The following is a 14,516-nucleotide window of genomic DNA, read 5'->3' as shown; positions in this document are numbered from 1 at the left end:
GGACGGTGAGCGGATCAGCTCACCGGCGGAAGGGATACTTCACTCACGGATCAGCTTCCGGTTCCGGCCGAGCGGGAGATGCCGGAGCCGGGGCCGTCGCCCTTGAGTCCCTCGAGGAAGGAGACCCAGGTCGACGGGGTGAACAGCAGGACGGGGCCCGCCGTGTTCTTCGAATCGCGCACGCCGAGCTGGTCGGGCCCCAGCAGGGCCGTCTCGACGCAGTTGTTCATTCCGACGCTGTAGCTGCTGCGCAGCCAGTCGACGGAGTTGGCGGACATTTTGGACATGGTGCCCCCTCAGGCGCCGCCCCCGATTTTGTTGATGAAGGACAACGATTCCTCAGGTGTCAGGGCGTGTGCGCGCAGTACTTCGAACGCGGCGCTGTACGCCCGGAGGTCTTCTTTCCGCTCCAGATAGAGGCTACTCGTCAAGTGGTCGAGAACTACTACGTCCAGGTCACTAATGTGCGGAAAAGAGAAAATAATGAAAGGACCTGTCATACCAATGGGCATTCCGATCGAGAATGGCAGCACCTGTAGCTGCACCTGAGGCAATGCGCAGAGTTCGGCCAGATGGCGCAATTGCGCCGTCATCACTCCGGGCCCGCCCACCTCACGCCGCAGAGCCGCCTCGTCGAGCACCGCGTGCAGCCGCAGCGGCCGCTCGCCGTGCAGCACCGACTGGCGCGCGATCCGCACCTCGACCAGCGAGTCCACCTGGGGTCCCGGCAGATCCGGGAGCGCCGCGAGGGTCACCGCCCGGGCGTAGTCCGGGGTCTGCAACAGGCCCGGCACCACCGTGGTCTCCAGCGTGTACGCGTCCGACGCCTCCGCCTCCAGGCTGATGAAGTCCCGGTAGGCGGGCGGCAGCAGATCGCGGTACGCGTACCACCAGCCGCGCCGCGACCCCTCCGGATCGGAGGCACCCCCGCGGCACAGCGCCTCCAGCAGGGCGCGCAGCTCCGGGTCGGCGACCTGGTAGACCTCCAGCAGCCGGGCCACATCCGAGGGCTTGGCGCCGCTCCGCCCGGTCTCGATCCGGCTCACCTTCGACTGGTGCCAGCCCAGCCGGTTGGCGACCTCACCGCTGGTGAGCCCGGCCAGATCGCGCTGGCGGCGCAGTTCCGCACCGAGCTTGCGGCGACGCACCGCCGGGCCGTATCGCATCAGTTCTCCCTCCCGCCTTCCTTTTGACGCGCCACCCAGAGCGCGTGTCGCACCAGTGGCCCAGTGTGCCTTCCAAATCCGGTCTTCCGTAGCAGAGTTCACCGCTTTGGGCGACAGATATATGCATAACTCGGTGGATCGCCCCCGTTGGAGAGGCCATTGGTGGCAGTCTGACGCGTAGAGCCGTCGGGGCAGCCCACGACTTCACCGGCTTCGCAAGTCCACCCTCGAAACGCGTCCGCAGCCGCGCCCCGGCCGGAAAGGGACAGGCCGTCATGGCAGACCATCAGGAAGCATCCGTCACTCTGCCGAGCGCACCGGCGTCGGTTCCCGCGGCACGCGCCTATGTCACGGACGTGCTCGCCGAATGGGGGCTCGGGGCGGGAGCGGAGGCCGCCGACACCGTGCGGCTGATCGTCTCCGAGCTCGCCACCAACGCCGTGGAGCACACCGTGGGCCAGTCGCCCACCTTCACCGTGGACCTACGGCTCGACCGCGAGCAGCGGCTGGAGATCGGGGTCACCGACAGCCATCCGAAATGGCCCAGGTGGCTGCCGCTGGCCACCCAGCAGGACAGCGGGCGCGGGATGGTCATCGTCCGCTGTCTGGCCGCGGAGTCGGGCGGCGAGGTGTTCGTCACCCCGACCGCGGACGGCGGCAAGACCGTCTGGATCGCCCTGCCGTGGACCGTGCCGGTCCGCTGAGCCGGTGGACCCTCCCCGTCCGCTGAATCGTTCACAGCACGCGCTGGGCCTGCCCCTCCGAGACCCGCGCCTCGGCCAGCTGGCGGATCCGGGTGTAGACCCGCCCGGCGGCCGGGCCGATCAGATAGTGCGGCATGTCGCCGCGCTCGATCACCCCGTACCGGCTCGTGCCCATCAGATATGAGGAATACAGGATCAGCCCGCTCGGTCCGCGCATATCGATGGTGAGCGCCGAGAAGCCGGGAAACTCCTCCGTCTGATAGACCCGCAGACCGTCGGCCTCCGCCCCGTAGCGCTCCTTGAAACGGCCGAACCGCTCCAGCGAATCCTTGATCTTCCGCGCCATGTCCTCCTGGTACTGGCGGGAGAGCGTGGCCGCCGCGTCCGAGGACGGGTCCAGCAGATAGCAGTGGTAGGTGCCGCCCCGGCGCAGCAGCCCGAGGACCGCGTCGCGGAAGCGGGCCGGACGCTCGGTGGTGACCAGCCGGCCGGAGGTGGTGCGCAGCGCCGTCCCCATGTCCAGGACCTCTTCGTCCGCCGCGTCCAGCAGCCGCGCCTTCTCCTGCGGGCTCGGCCGCTCCGGATACGCGTGCACCGGGGCGCCGTCCGCCAGCCCCCGGCCCGCCAGCCACGCCTTGGCCGCCCCGCCCGGGCCGCCGTCGCCCGCCATCAGATAGACGTCCTTGCCCTCATGGCTTCCCACATGGGCGAACAGCTCCGCGTACGGCCCGGCGGTGCGGTACACATCCTCCGAGACCGCCAGGCAGTCCGGCGGAGTCGCCTTCTCCAGATGCGCGGCCAGATTGATGTCGGGGGAGTGGATGGTGCCGGTCCGGCCCTCGCCGGTGTGCCGTATCGCCCCCTTGTGCAGCGCCATCCGCACATGCAGCTCGCCGTCCACCCCCGCCTGGGCGAACTCGTCCCGCAGATGGCGCAGATCGAGGGTGAGAAAGGTGCGGGCCGCCTCCAGCGCGACATCACGGGCCACGCTCTCGCGGTCGTCGTGGACCGCGAAGAAGCCCCCGTCGCCGCGCCAGCTCCATAAGTCGCCGCGGGCACAGCGGTGCTGGGCCGAGAACTGCTCGATCCGCGCGCGCATCCGCTCGCGCAGCAGATCGAAGGCGTGGGCGGCGCGGTCCCTGGGGTTCGAGCGGACGATCGTCGAATACCCGGAGGTGTCGACGAAGAGCAGATACACCTGGTCGTAGGTGTGGTCCGGCTGGAAGGGCTCGTTCATGACGGCACCACACCGCGCTCGACGGCGCTGCGCTCCACGCAGAACTCATTGCCCTCGAGGTCGGACATCACCACCCACCCCAGCCCGTCCTCCGTGCGCCGGTCGTCCGCCACCCGCGCGCCGAGCCCGATCAGCCGCTCCACCTCGGCGTCCCGGGTGCCCGACGGCGGCTGGATGTCCAGGTGCACGCGGTTCTTGACGGTCTTGGCGTCCGGGACCCGCAGGAACAGCAGCCCCGGCACCCCGGGTCGCCCCGGGCTGATCAGTGCCCATTCGCCGTCCGGATCGGAGTCCTCCAGGGGGTAGCCGGTCAGCCGGGACCAGAACCGCGCGAGGGCGTGCGGATCACGGGCGTCGAAGGTGATGTGCCGGACCGGGTTGAGATACGCCATGCGAAGCCTCCGGTGGTCGACGGGGCCGGTCCACAGCGGTGTCCCGGCCCCGTCAACCTACCCACGGTCACTGACGCCTACGGCGGGTCAGCGCACATGTCCGTACCAGACCTTCTTGGTCCAGATCCGCTCCAGCCGCACCACCTGGCCGGTCTTGGGGGCGTGCCACAGGCGCCCGCCGCCCGCGTACACCCCGACGTGGTACACCCCGCCGCCGGAGTGGAAGAAGACCAGGTCACCGCCCTTGCGGGAGGCGGCCTTGATATGGCGGGTCCGGTTGTACTGGGCGGCCGCGGTGCGTGGCAGCCGCTTCCCGGCCCGCTTGTAGGCGTACTGCGTCAGCCCGGAGCAGTCGAAGCGCTTCGGCCCCGCCGCGCCGTACTTGTACGGTGCGCCCTTCTTGGAGGCCGCGATCCGCAGCGCCTTGGCGGCGACGGTCGCGGCCTCGGCCTCCGGTGGACAGCCCGGCGTCGCCACGGTGCCGCCCACGGCGGCGACGGTGAGGGCGGAGACGGCGCTCGCTCGGGAGAACATCCTGGGGATACGTATGTGCGCAGACATCACACGACACCCTTCGTGAGCCGACCCCGCCCCGGTGCGGTGGCGGGGTCCTGTCGTCTCCAGGGATGGTCACGCAGACGCGCACCGGTTCCGACTCGAGCGGGCGCGGTGTGACGGTGGTCACGGCAGGGCCGTTCGGGTGGTGCCGACCGTCCCGCCATACGTCCATGACCTGTCCGAACGGCCGTGCTGCGGCGTGGTGGGGCGGGCGGTGGAACGGACCCGGGGCGCCGCGCGGCGCAAGCCGATCCGGCCCGGAGCACCGGAATTCCACTCCGCCGTTCGGGCGACGGCCTTGCGCGACGGTGACGGCCCCCGCGCCCCCCGGCCGCCCCGCGCCCCCTCCGGCCGACCCGCGCCCCCGACCGACCCGGGCCCCCGACCGACCCGGGCCCCCGACCGACCCGGGCCCCCGACCGACCCGCGCCCCTGACCAGCCCGCCTCAGGCCCGCAGCGCCGGGGGCAGCGTGACGCGCTCCGCGCGCCGCTCCCCGTCCAGCACCCGCAGCGCCCGGGCCAGGGTCGCGGTGTGCAGCTCGCTCTCCCCGCGCTCATGCATCAGCGTCAGCGCGTCCCGCAGCGCGGTGGCCTTCCCCACCAGCGCCTGGGCGGCCCGCAGACTGCCGTAGGTGTCACGGCCGCGGGCCGGATTGATCCGGCCCAGCAGATCGACCACCTCCAGATAGCCGTCGATCAGATTCCCCTCCGCGCGGGTGAGCGCGGGCAGCGGGGGCAGCTCCGGTGGCAGCACCGCGCTCACCTCGTCCGCGGCGGCGGGCCCGGCCGCTTACGGCTCTGGGTGACCTCGTCCACCAGCCCGTACGCCCTCGCGCCCTCGGCGTCGAAGATCTTGTCGCGGTCGATATCGGCCCGGATCCGCTCGGCGCTCCGGCCGGTGTGCCGCACCAGCATCTCCTCGAGCATCTCCTGGGTGCGCCGCAGCTCATTGGCCTGGATCTCCAGATCCGAGGTGGTGCCCTCGACCGGCTCGCTGAACGCGGCCTGGTGGATGAGGATCCGCGCGCCCGGCAGGGCCAGGCGCTTGCCCGGGGTGCCGGCGGCCAGCAGCACGGCGGCCGCCGAGGCGGCCTGGCCCAGGCAGACCGTCTCGATGTCGCAGGAGACGAAGTGCATGGTGTCGTAGACCGCCGTCATGGCCCCGAACGAGCCGCCGGGCGAGTTGATGTAGAGCGAGATGTCCTGGTCGGGCGCGGCGTGCTCGAGATGGATCAGCTGCGCGATCACATCGTTGGCGGCGGTGTCGTCGATCGGGGTGCCGAGGAAGACGATGCGCTCGGAGAGCAGCTTGGAGTACGGGTCCATGGTGTGCGTCCCCGAGCTGGTGCGCTCGGTGAACTCGGGCAGGACATAGCGCGCGGTCGGTCGTTCCATCGCGTCACCTCTCGGCGTCGTCGTCAGCGGTGTCGTGGGCTCCGTAAAAAATGTACAGGATGTACATCCAGATATGATGGGAGCATGGCTTACGAGATTCCGGTGACGCAAGCCCGTGCAGAGCTCGCGGAGCTGATCAACCGCGTGGTGTACGGCGGCGAGAGGGTGGTCGTCACGCGCCACGGGAAGCCGCTTGTCGCCCTGGTGTCAGCCGCGGACCTGCGGCGACTCGAGGAGATCGAGACGGGCGAGGAGGAGCAGGTGATCAGCACCGTGTCCTCGATGCGCCCCACCTCGTCCGCTCCGGGCGAACGGCGGCGCTTCGGCATCGCGGCGGAACACCGCGGCCCGGACGCCGGGGATCGGCGTCCGGGCCGCGAGGAGTGACGGACGGAACCGGACCGGCTCGGCGCCGGTCCGGTGTGGGGGCGCTCGTCAGGAGCTGAGCGTCCAGATCGCGTTGGCGATGGCGTCGGTGTTCAGGTCCAGCGCCTTGTCGTCGATGTTCGACGCCTTGTCACATGCGGAGTGGTAGCACGGGTCGAACGCCTCGCCCGCCTTGCCGCCCCACTGGTCGGCCTGCTCCTGGCTCATGGTGGCCTCGGCGCCGGTGAACAGACCGCCGACCCGCACGCCCGCGTCCTTGAACGGGGCGTGGTCCGAGCGGCCGTCGCCCTCGGTCTCCTTCTCGGTGGTGATGTTCTTCGCCGCGTACCAGTCCTTGAAGACCTTCTCCAGCTCCGGGTCGTCGTCATAGACGAAGTAGCCCGGGTTGGGGGAGCCGAGCATGTCGAAGTTGAGATAGGAGTCGATCTTCGACGTGTCGTCGGCCGCCAGGCTGTCGACGTAGTGCGTCGACCCGACCATGCCGTCCTCCTCGTCGCCCCACCAGGCGAACCGCAGGTGCTTGGAGGGCTGGAGGTCGGCCTTGGCCACGGCGAGCGCGACCTCGAGGATCGCGGCCGAGCCGGAACCGTTGTCGTTGATGCCGGGGCCGGCCTCGACCGAGTCGAGATGGGAACCGGCCATCACGACCTTGTCGTCGGCACCGCCCTTCCAGTCGGCGATGAGGTTGTAGCCCTTCTTGCCGCCGGAGGTGAACTCCTGGACGGAGGTGGTGAATCCGGCCTCGTCCAGCTTGCCCTTGATGAAGTCCAGGGACTTCTGGTAGCCGGGCTCGCCATGGGCGCGGTTGCCGCCGTTGGCGTCCGCGATGGACTGGAGCTCGCCCAGATCGGCCTTGACGGCCGCGACGTCCACGTCGGGGGCGGCGGCCTTGGTGTTGACGGTGGCCTCGGCGCCGGAGGCGCCGCTCAGCAGGGCCGCGGCGAGCGCGGCACCGGTTGCCGCCGCGAGGCTTCCGCGGCGAATTGACGCTATTCGCTTCACAGTTGGGCTCCGTTGTGATGTGGGGGGTTGGAGCGGAGCAGGTGAATCATGGTGTTGCGGTGATGAGAATCGGGGCTATGCGGTGGGGCCGTCAAGTGCGATAGCCGGACGTACGGGTCCGCCGAGCGGATTGCCGGGCGGCGGCCGAGGGGGGTACGGGAACGTGACCGTGGCTCCCAAGGCCGTCTTGACCAGCATCGATCGGATTGATCAGGGTTGTCCGGTCAATGGTTCAGTTAACGCCGACGAAATGCCGCGGAACTAGCCTGCGAAGGCTGGACGCACATGGCCCGGAATCGCGCGGAACGGGTGGTTTCCGCCGGATCGGGGCTTCCGCGGGATGAGGGCGAGAATGAGGTGGGAAGCATGCGTTTGACCCCGCATGAGCAGGAACGTCTGCTCATCCATGTGGCCGCCGACGTGGCCGAGAAGCGACGGGCCCGGGGCGTGCTCCTCAACCATCCCGAGGCGACGGCGCTGATCACCGCCCACATCCTGGAGGGCGCCCGCGACGGCCGCGGTGTCGCCGAGCTGATGGCCTCCGGCCGCCAGGTGCTCACCCGCGACGAGGTGATGGAGGGCGTTCCCGAGATGATCCAGGACGTGCAGGTCGAGGCCACTTTCCCCGACGGCACCAAGCTGGTCACCGTCCATCAGCCGATAGCCTGACGGGGGGCGCTTCGATGATCCCCGGAGAGATCCTGCACGCCGATGAGCCGGTGCGCCTCAACGAGGGGCGGCCGGTCACCCGGCTCACCGTGCTCAACGCCGCCGACCGGCCCGTCCAGGTCGGCTCCCACTACCATTTCGCCGAGGCCAACCCCGGCCTCGACTTCGACCGCGCCGCCGCCCGCGGCAAGCGGCTGAACATCGCCGCGGGCACCGCCGTGCGCTTCGAACCGGGCATCCCCGTGGAGGTCGCCCTGATCCCGATCGCGGGGGAGCGGATCGTGCCGGGGCTGCGCGGGGAGACGGGAGGAGCGCTCGATGACCGCTGAACTGGACCGCGCCGCGTACGCCGATCTCTTCGGCCCCACCACCGGGGACCGCGTCCGGCTCGCCGACACCGACCTCTTCATCGAGATCGAGGAGGACCGCTGCGGGGGGCCCGGCCGGGCCGGGGACGAGGCGGTCTTCGGCGGCGGCAAGGTGATCCGCGAGTCCATGGGCCAGTCCCGGGCCACCCGTGCCGAGGGCGCCCCCGACACCGTGATCACCGGGGCCGTCGTGCTCGACCACTGGGGCGTCGTCAAGGCGGATATCGGCCTGCGTGACGGCCGTATCACCGGGATCGGCAAGGCCGGGAACCCCGACACCATGGACGGCGTCCACCCCGACCTCGTCATCGGGCCCGAGACCGAGGTCATCGCGGGCAACGGCAGGATCCTCACCGCGGGCGCCATCGACGCCCACGTTCACTTCATCTCCCCGACCCTCGTCGACCAGGCGCTCTGCTCCGGGATCACCACCCTCGTCGGCGGCGGCACCGGGCCTGCCGAGGGCACCAAGGCGACCACCATCACCCCCGGACCCTGGCACCTCGCCCGGATGTTCGAGGCGCTGGAGGGGTATCCGGTCAACATCGGGCTGCTCGGCAAGGGCAACACCGTCTCGAGTGAGGCGATGTGGTCCCAACTGCGCGGTGGGGCACTCGGATTCAAGATCCATGAGGACTGGGGGGCGACCCCCGCCGCCATCGACGCCTGCCTCGGCGTCTGCGAGGAGAGCGGCGCCCAGCTCGCCATTCACACCGACACCCTCAACGAGGCGGGCTTCGTCGGCGACACCCTCGCCGCCATCGCCGGGCGCACCCTGCACGCGTATCACACCGAGGGCGCGGGCGGCGGGCACGCGCCCGACATCATCACCGTGGTCTCCCAGCCGAACGTACTCCCCAGCTCCACCAATCCGACGCGCCCGCACACCGTCAACACCGTCGAGGAGCACCTCGACATGCTGATGGTCTGCCACCACCTCAACCCGGCCGTCCCCGAGGACCTCGCCTTCGCCGAGTCCCGCATCCGGCCCAGCACCATCGCCGCCGAGGATGTGCTGCACGACCTCGGCGCGATCTCGATCATCTCCTCCGACTCCCAGGCCATGGGACGGATCGGCGAGGTGGTGCTGCGCACCTGGCAGACCGCGCATGTGATGAAGCGACGGCGCGGGGCGTTGGCCGGGGACGGCCGCGCCGACAATCTCCGGGCGCGTCGCTATGTCGCCAAATACACCATCAATCCGGCGGTGGCGCAGGGCCTCGACGGGGAGATCGGCTCGGTGGAGCCCGGGAAACTGGCCGACCTGGTGCTCTGGGACCCCGCGTTCTTCGGCGTCAAACCGCACCTGGTCATCAAGGGCGGCCAGATCGCGTATGCGCAGATGGGCGACGCCAACGCCTCCATCCCGACCCCGCAGCCGGTCCTGCCGCGCCCCATGTTCGGCGCGCTGGGCCGCGCGGCGGCCAGGGGCTCGGTCAACTTCGTGACCCAGGCCGCCTTGGACGACGGCCTGGCGGACCGGCTGGACCTCCACAAGCGGTTCGCCCCGATCCGCGGCACGCGGGGGGTCACCAAGGCGGACATGCGGGAGAACGACGCCCTGCCGCGGGTCGAGGTCGACCCCGACACGTTCACCGTGACGATCGACGGCGAGCCCGTCGAACCGGCTCCGGCGACGGAACTTCCCATGGCCCAGCGGTACTTCCTCTTCTGACCGGACCGGCCATCATGCCCACGAACGAGACACCGCCCAGTCCTGGGGACGTCCACGGCCCGGCCGCGGGTGGCCGGCCGGCGGACCTTTCCCCAACCCGCCCCTTCCCACAACCAAGGGGCTCCGCCCCCTGGACCCCCGGTGCCTCGTCAGCGGAGGTGCCGGACCGGGCCCGCGAACGGTCGCCCGGGGGCGGAGCCTCTGGTGAGGTCGGGGGTGAAACCTCTAGCGGGATCGCCGCTCCCGGCCGCTGGGCCCCGGGTGCCCCGTCGCCGGACAGGGAGGATGGGGCCGGTCAACGGTCGCCTGGGGGCGGAGCCTCCGGTGAGGTCCGGGGTGAAGCCTCCGGTGGGGTCCGGGGTGATGCCCCTGGTGGGATTGTCGCTTCCGGTCCCTGGGCCCCGGGTGCCTCGTCGCCGGGCAGGGCGGATGGGGCCGGTCGACGGTCGCCCGGGGGTGGAGCCTCTGGTGGGGGCGCCGCTGCTGCTCCCTGGGCGCTTGGTGCGCCGTCATCGGACGGGCCGGATCGGGCCCGTTCGGGGACGGAGGAGACGCCCTCCGGCGGGGTCCGGGCCGACGTTCCCGCCCGCCCCGGTACGCCGTCATCGGGCGGACCAGGTCGGGCTCGGTCGGGGGCGGAGGACGTGGCTGTAGGGCATGCGGTGGGGGCCTCGCAACGGGGGCCCGGGGGTGAAGCCCCCGGTGGGATCGGTGCGTTGCTCGTTCTTTCCGATGGGCGGTTTCCCGCCGGAGGCCATGCGCATTCCGGTGGGGCCGAGGCCGCCGTCGCGGCGGGGCGGATCCGTGACGCGGCCTCCCTGGCGGCGTTCTGCCGGGGGCGGCTGCACACCGTCGGGCTCACCGCGGCCGGGCTCGCCGCCGCGGCCGCCGCCGGGCTCGAGCCGCTCGCGCTGGACGACGCCGCGGACGCCCGTACCCCCAGCCCCGCGCTGCGGGCCACCGCCCGGCGGCTCGGGCGCCAGCTGATGCGCGCCGCCCGCGCCACCTGGCCGTCGCCCGGGCTGGACGCCCTGGCCGCCGCCCGGCCGCGCGGGGCGCATCAGCCCGTGGTGCTCGGACTCACCGCGCGCGCCGCCGCGCTGGGCCCGCCGGACGCCGCGTACGCCGCCGGGTACGAGGCGGTGAGCGGGCCCGCGACCGCCGCCGTACGGCTGCTGAGCCTCGACCCCTTCGACGCCACCGCCGTCCTCGCCCGCCTCGCCCCCGAACTGGACCAGGTCGTGGCGCGGGCCGCCGACGCGGCGCGGCGGGCCCTCGACGAGGGCCCGGGCGCGCTGCCCGCCGCCTCCGCGCCGCTGCTCGACATCGCCGCCGAACAGCACGCCACCTGGTCCGTACGCCTCTTCGCCTCGTAACCGGGCCCGTGCCGCCCCTGTTGGAATTTCGGAGCCGTTCATGCATCTCGACCACCCGGACACCTACCCCCCGCGCCACACCTACGGCGCCACCGACCCCCACCGCCCCGACGGCACCCGCCGCGCGCTGCGCGTCGGCCTCGGCGGACCGGTGGGCTCGGGCAAGACCGCGACCGTCGCCGCGCTGTGCCGGGCGCTGCGCGACCAGCTCTCCCTCGCCGTGGTCACCAATGACATCTACACCCGCGAGGACGCCGAGTTCCTGCTGCGCAACGCCGTACTGCCGCCGGAGCGCATCACCGCCGTGGAGACCGGGGCCTGTCCGCACACCGCGATCCGCGACGACATCTCCGCCAACCTGGAGGCGGTCGAGGAGCTCGAGGAGACCGTGGGTCCGCTCGATCTGATCCTGGTCGAGTCCGGGGGCGACAACCTCACCGCGACGTTCTCCAAGGGCCTGGTCGACGCGCAGGTGTTCGTCATCGACGTCGCGGGCGGCGACGACATACCCCGCAAGGGCGGCCCCGGCGTGACCACCGCCGATCTGCTCGTGGTCAACAAGACCGACCTGGCCCCCTACGTCGGCTCGGACCTGGCGCGCATGGCCCGCGACGCCGAGGCCCAGCGCGGTGAACTCCCCGTCGCCTTCACCTCCCTGGTCGCCGAGGACGGCATCCGCCCCATCGCCGACTGGGTCCGCGGCCGCCTGGCCGCCTGGACGGCGGCCCCGGCATGACCCCGGCCCCGGCCGCACCGGGTGGCGTACCGCCACACCCCGAGCCGCGGATGCCGGGAAGTGCTCCGGAGCGGGAAGCCCCGGACATCCGGCGCGGCCCGGCCGCCTCGGGCACCGCAGGTGCGGCGGGCTCCTCGGCTGCGACTCACGCCTCGGGCGCGACATGCACCTCGGGTGCGTCGGCAGTCGTCCCGCGTGCGGCAGGCACCTCACCCGCATCGGGCACCTCACCCGCATCGGGCACCTCACCCGCAACGGGCACCCCAAGCCCGGTCGTACGGGCCACCGCCCGTCTCGTCGCCGAGGCGGACGGGCGCGGCGGCACCGCGTTGCCCGTGCTCGCCGGGGGCGGGCCGCTCGCGTTGCGGCGGACCCGGGGCGTGGGCGGGGCGGCGTGTGTCACCGTGGTCGGGGCCATGAGCGGGCCCCTCGGCGGCGATCGGATCGCCCTGGAGGCGACCGTCGGACCGGGTGCCCGGCTGCGCATCGGTTCCGCCGCGGCCACCATCGCGCTGCCCGGGCGCGCGGCCGGGCCCGCGCACTACGAGATCCGGCTGACGGTCGCCGACGGCGCGGCCCTGCACTGGCTGCCCGAGCCCCTGATCTCCGCCCATGGCAGCGAACTGCTGATGACCACCCGGGTCGAACTCGCGCCCACCGCCCGCCTCGTGCTCCGCGAGGAGCAGATCCTGGGCCGCACCGGCGAATCCCCGGGCCATCTGACCAGCCGCCTCACCGTCCACCGCGCCGGGCGCCCGCTCCTCGACCAGGAGCTCGCCCACGGCCCCGGCGCCCCCGGCTGGGACGGCGGCGCGGTCCTCGGCGGCCATCGGGCGGTGGGCCAGCTGCTCGTGGTCGATCCGGCCTTCGACACTCGTCCCATCACGCCCCGCCGCCTCGCCGAGACCGCCGTCCTCACGCCGCTGACCGGCCCCGCCGCCCTCGCCACCGCCGTTGCCCCGGACGCCCTCCACCTCCGCCGGGCCCTCGACGCGGCGGCCGCCGCCGTGGGTTGATGTTCACGTCTTGATAAAGAAACGGCGGTTTGCCCTGTACTCGGCGGTAAGCAAGACAGAAGAATCCCCCTGACACTCTGTGATCATTGCCGCTCCTGGCGGCGCAACAAAGCAGGGGGATGACTAAGTGAGACGCACAGCACTCTTCGGCGCGACCGGCGGTGTGATCGCCGGTGCGCTGATAACCGGTGCGCTGGCCGCCCCCACGGCCGGGGCCTCGGAGCGGACGCCCGGCGGGGCCGCCGAGGCCCGTGGGGTGGCGGTGGCCGCGGCCAAGGCCGCGAAGAAGGGCATCGACTGGACGGACTGCCCGGCCGACTGGGGGTTCGCCAAGCCCATCCAGTGCGGCTATGTCACCGTGCCGCTCGACTACGCCAAGCCGAACGGCCGCACCATCAAGCTCGCGGTGGACCGGATCGCCAACACCGGCTCCGCCTCCGAGCGGCAGGGCTCGCTGATCTACAACCCGGGCGGGCCCGGCGGCTCCGGGCTGCGCTTCCCGACCCGGGTCACCACCAAGAACCCGCTGTGGACGAAGGTGTCGAAGGCGTACGACTTCGTCGGCTTCGACCCGCGCGGGGTGGGCCACTCCACGGCCATCTCCTGCGTGGATCCCCAGGAGTACGTCAAGGCCCCGAAGCTGGACCCGGTGCCCGACAGCGAGGCGGACAAGCGCGTCCAGCGCAAGCTGGCCCGCGAGTACGCCGAGGGGTGCAAGGAGCGCAGCGGCTGGATGCTGCCGCAGATGACGACGCCCAACACCGCCCGGGACATCGACGTCATCCGGGCCGCGCTCGGCGACAAGAAGCTCAACTACCTGGGCGTGTCCTACGGAACGTACATCGGCGGGGTCTACGCGACGCTCTTCCCGACCCATGTGCGCCGGCTGATCGTGGACAGCGTGGTGAACCCCTCGCGGGAGAAGATCTGGTACCAGGCCAACCTGGACCAGGACGTCGCCTTCGAGACGCGCTGGAACGACTGGAAGGCGTGGGTGGCGAAGAATGACGCCGCCTACCACATCGGCGACACCCCGGCGAAGGTCCAGCGGCAGTGGGAGAAGCTGCGCGCGGCCGCCAAGAAGAGCCCCATCGGCGGGGTCGTGGGCCCGGCCGAACTGCTCGGGTTCTTCCAGAGCGCTCCGTACTACGACTCGTCGTGGGCCACCGTCGCCCAGGTGTGGAGCGACTACCTCGGCGGCGATGAGAAGGCGCTGGTCGAGGCCGCGGGCCCGGACATGTCCGACACCGCGGGCAACATCGCCTCGGAGAACGGCAACGCCGTCTACACCGCCGTCGAGTGCGCCGACGCCAAGTGGCCGACCAGCTGGTCGAAGTGGGACCGGGACAACACCCGGCTCCACCGCGACTACCCCTTCCTGACCTGGTCCAACGCCTGGATGAACCTGCCGTGCGCCACCTGGGGGGCCAAGCAGGGGACCCCGCTGGAGGTGGGGGCCGCCAAGGGGCTGCCCAAGACGCTGATCGTGCAGAGCACCCGCGACGCCGCGACCCCGTACGAGGGCGCGGTGGAGCTGCACAAGCGGCTGAAGGGCTCGCGTCTGGTGACCGAGAAGGACGCCGGTTCGCACGGGGTCACCGGTCTGGTGAACCCGTGTGTCAACGACCGGGTGGACGCCTACCTGCTCAAGGGCACGGTGGACGCCAAGGACGTGACCTGCGCCCCGCACGCCACGCCGGTGCCCGCGAAGTCGGGCGCGTCCGCGAAGGCGGCCAAGGCCGCGAAGGAGGCGGCCGCCGTCGTCAAGTAGCCGGCGGTACGCGGTGATGTGCCGGGCCCGTGCGTTTCCCGCACGGGCCCGGCGCTGTTTCCC

Annotated in this window: 18 protein-coding genes; 9 read left to right on the top strand and 9 right to left on the bottom strand. The window is 71.7% G+C overall.

Annotated features, from left to right (window positions below; genetic code table 11):
• Positions 1-50: 50 nt before the first annotated feature.
• On the bottom strand, positions 51-278 hold the full coding sequence (locus tag KHP12_RS10400; RefSeq protein ID WP_372455188.1) for a DUF397 domain-containing protein: 228 nt from the start codon (positions 276-278) through the stop codon (positions 51-53).
• A gap of 18 nt (positions 279-296) precedes the next feature.
• Entirely contained in the window at positions 297-1,166 is an 870-nt protein-coding gene (locus tag KHP12_RS10395; RefSeq protein ID WP_037959922.1) for a helix-turn-helix domain-containing protein, read from the bottom strand.
• Positions 1,167-1,441: 275 nt separating this feature from the next.
• Here KHP12_RS10395 and KHP12_RS10390 point away from each other — a divergent pair, with 275 nt between their 5' ends.
• Positions 1,442-1,870, top strand: coding sequence for an ATP-binding protein (locus KHP12_RS10390; RefSeq protein WP_037959925.1), 429 nt, complete (start codon positions 1,442-1,444; stop codon positions 1,868-1,870).
• A gap of 31 nt (positions 1,871-1,901) precedes the next feature.
• Here KHP12_RS10390 and KHP12_RS52365 read toward each other — a convergent pair whose 3' ends face one another.
• From KHP12_RS52365 to KHP12_RS10365, 5 genes are all read right to left on the bottom strand, one after another.
• Positions 1,902-3,107 (bottom strand): nucleotidyl cyclase domain-containing protein, encoded by a 1,206-nt coding sequence (locus KHP12_RS52365; RefSeq protein WP_211832600.1) that lies wholly within the window; start codon positions 3,105-3,107, stop codon positions 1,902-1,904.
• Positions 3,104-3,499: a VOC family protein gene (locus KHP12_RS10380; protein ID WP_086880187.1), complete on the bottom strand. Its 396-nt coding sequence runs from the start codon at positions 3,497-3,499 to the stop codon at positions 3,104-3,106. The genes KHP12_RS52365 and KHP12_RS10380 overlap by 4 nt, the downstream gene beginning before the upstream one ends.
• Before the next feature lie 87 nt (positions 3,500-3,586).
• The gene (locus KHP12_RS10375; RefSeq protein ID WP_037959937.1) at positions 3,587-4,060 is read right to left on the bottom strand and encodes a C40 family peptidase; all 474 of its coding nucleotides are present in this window, start codon (positions 4,058-4,060) and stop codon (positions 3,587-3,589) included.
• Positions 4,061-4,503: 443 nt separating this feature from the next.
• The gene (locus KHP12_RS10370) at positions 4,504-4,812 is read right to left on the bottom strand and encodes a hypothetical protein (protein ID WP_210610289.1); all 309 of its coding nucleotides are present in this window, start codon (positions 4,810-4,812) and stop codon (positions 4,504-4,506) included.
• Between the two features lie 5 nt (positions 4,813-4,817).
• Positions 4,818-5,453, bottom strand: coding sequence for an ATP-dependent Clp protease proteolytic subunit (locus KHP12_RS10365; protein ID WP_211832598.1), 636 nt, complete (start codon positions 5,451-5,453; stop codon positions 4,818-4,820).
• Positions 5,454-5,537: 84 nt separating this feature from the next.
• Between KHP12_RS10365 and KHP12_RS10360 the strand changes: the two genes are divergently transcribed.
• Entirely contained in the window at positions 5,538-5,840 is a 303-nt protein-coding gene (locus KHP12_RS10360; protein ID WP_037959943.1) for a type II toxin-antitoxin system Phd/YefM family antitoxin, read from the top strand.
• A 48-nt stretch (positions 5,841-5,888) separates the two neighbouring features.
• Here KHP12_RS10360 and KHP12_RS10355 read toward each other — a convergent pair whose 3' ends face one another.
• Positions 5,889-6,842 (bottom strand): M28 family metallopeptidase, encoded by a 954-nt coding sequence (locus KHP12_RS10355; protein ID WP_086883508.1) that lies wholly within the window; start codon positions 6,840-6,842, stop codon positions 5,889-5,891.
• Between the two features lie 366 nt (positions 6,843-7,208).
• Here KHP12_RS10355 and KHP12_RS10350 point away from each other — a divergent pair, with 366 nt between their 5' ends.
• The 5 genes from KHP12_RS10350 to ureG all read left to right on the top strand — a co-directional run bounded on the left by KHP12_RS10350 (position 7,209) and on the right by ureG (position 11,666).
• On the top strand, positions 7,209-7,511 hold the full coding sequence (locus tag KHP12_RS10350) for an urease subunit gamma (RefSeq protein WP_086883507.1): 303 nt from the start codon (positions 7,209-7,211) through the stop codon (positions 7,509-7,511).
• Between the two features lie 14 nt (positions 7,512-7,525).
• Positions 7,526-7,840: an urease subunit beta gene (locus KHP12_RS10345; protein ID WP_037959955.1), complete on the top strand. Its 315-nt coding sequence runs from the start codon at positions 7,526-7,528 to the stop codon at positions 7,838-7,840.
• Entirely contained in the window at positions 7,830-9,554 is a 1,725-nt protein-coding gene (locus KHP12_RS10340; protein ID WP_086883506.1) for an urease subunit alpha, read from the top strand. The genes KHP12_RS10345 and KHP12_RS10340 overlap by 11 nt, the downstream gene beginning before the upstream one ends.
• A gap of 707 nt (positions 9,555-10,261) precedes the next feature.
• Positions 10,262-10,930 carry an urease accessory protein UreF gene (locus KHP12_RS10335; RefSeq protein ID WP_086883510.1) on the top strand — a complete coding sequence of 223 codons (669 nt, stop codon included), beginning with the start codon at positions 10,262-10,264 and terminating at the stop codon, positions 10,928-10,930.
• Between the two features lie 40 nt (positions 10,931-10,970).
• Positions 10,971-11,666: an urease accessory protein UreG gene (gene ureG, locus KHP12_RS10330; RefSeq protein ID WP_086883505.1), complete on the top strand. Its 696-nt coding sequence runs from the start codon at positions 10,971-10,973 to the stop codon at positions 11,664-11,666.
• 145 nt (positions 11,667-11,811) lie between these two features.
• Here ureG and KHP12_RS10325 read toward each other — a convergent pair whose 3' ends face one another.
• The gene (locus KHP12_RS10325) at positions 11,812-12,084 is read right to left on the bottom strand and encodes a hypothetical protein (protein ID WP_167442612.1); all 273 of its coding nucleotides are present in this window, start codon (positions 12,082-12,084) and stop codon (positions 11,812-11,814) included.
• Here KHP12_RS10325 and KHP12_RS10320 point away from each other — a divergent pair.
• Both KHP12_RS10320 and KHP12_RS10315 read left to right on the top strand, forming a co-directional pair.
• Positions 11,996-12,682, top strand: coding sequence for an urease accessory protein UreD (locus KHP12_RS10320; protein ID WP_086883504.1), 687 nt, complete (start codon positions 11,996-11,998; stop codon positions 12,680-12,682). The genes KHP12_RS10325 and KHP12_RS10320 overlap by 89 nt on opposite strands.
• Positions 12,683-12,809: 127 nt before the next feature.
• Complete coding sequence (locus KHP12_RS10315; RefSeq protein WP_086883503.1) at positions 12,810-14,453, top strand: alpha/beta hydrolase; 1,644 nt, start codon at positions 12,810-12,812, stop codon at positions 14,451-14,453.
• The last annotated feature ends 63 nt before the right edge of the window (positions 14,454-14,516 follow it).

Source organism: Streptomyces asiaticus (genome assembly GCF_018138715.1).
Classification (GTDB): domain Bacteria; phylum Actinomycetota; class Actinomycetes; order Streptomycetales; family Streptomycetaceae; genus Streptomyces; species Streptomyces asiaticus.
Note: the sequence above shows the minus strand (reverse complement) of the source record. Positions and strands in the feature narration are given on the sequence as shown.

Bases quoted from the DNA above. Each gene is read 5' to 3' on its own strand.
- KHP12_RS10400 (WP_372455188.1), bottom strand. From the start codon at position 278: ATGTCCGCCAACTCCGTCGACTGGCTGCGCAGCAGCTACAGCGTCGGA.
- KHP12_RS10395 (WP_037959922.1), bottom strand. From the start codon at position 1,166: ATGCGATACGGCCCGGCGGTGCGTCGCCGCAAGCTCGGTGCGGAACTG.
- KHP12_RS10390 (WP_037959925.1), top strand. From the start codon at position 1,442: ATGGCAGACCATCAGGAAGCATCCGTCACTCTGCCGAGCGCACCGGCG.
- KHP12_RS52365 (WP_211832600.1), bottom strand. From the start codon at position 3,107: ATGAACGAGCCCTTCCAGCCGGACCACACCTACGACCAGGTGTATCTG.
- KHP12_RS10380 (WP_086880187.1), bottom strand. From the start codon at position 3,499: ATGGCGTATCTCAACCCGGTCCGGCACATCACCTTCGACGCCCGTGAT.
- KHP12_RS10375 (WP_037959937.1), bottom strand. From the start codon at position 4,060: ATGTCTGCGCACATACGTATCCCCAGGATGTTCTCCCGAGCGAGCGCC.
- KHP12_RS10365 (WP_211832598.1), bottom strand. From the start codon at position 5,453: ATGGAACGACCGACCGCGCGCTATGTCCTGCCCGAGTTCACCGAGCGC.
- KHP12_RS10360 (WP_037959943.1), top strand. From the start codon at position 5,538: ATGGCTTACGAGATTCCGGTGACGCAAGCCCGTGCAGAGCTCGCGGAG.
- KHP12_RS10350 (WP_086883507.1), top strand. From the start codon at position 7,209: ATGCGTTTGACCCCGCATGAGCAGGAACGTCTGCTCATCCATGTGGCC.
- KHP12_RS10345 (WP_037959955.1), top strand. From the start codon at position 7,526: ATGATCCCCGGAGAGATCCTGCACGCCGATGAGCCGGTGCGCCTCAAC.
- KHP12_RS10340 (WP_086883506.1), top strand. From the start codon at position 7,830: ATGACCGCTGAACTGGACCGCGCCGCGTACGCCGATCTCTTCGGCCCC.
- ureG (WP_086883505.1), top strand. From the start codon at position 10,971: ATGCATCTCGACCACCCGGACACCTACCCCCCGCGCCACACCTACGGC.
- KHP12_RS10325 (WP_167442612.1), bottom strand. From the start codon at position 12,084: ATGGCCCCGACCACGGTGACACACGCCGCCCCGCCCACGCCCCGGGTC.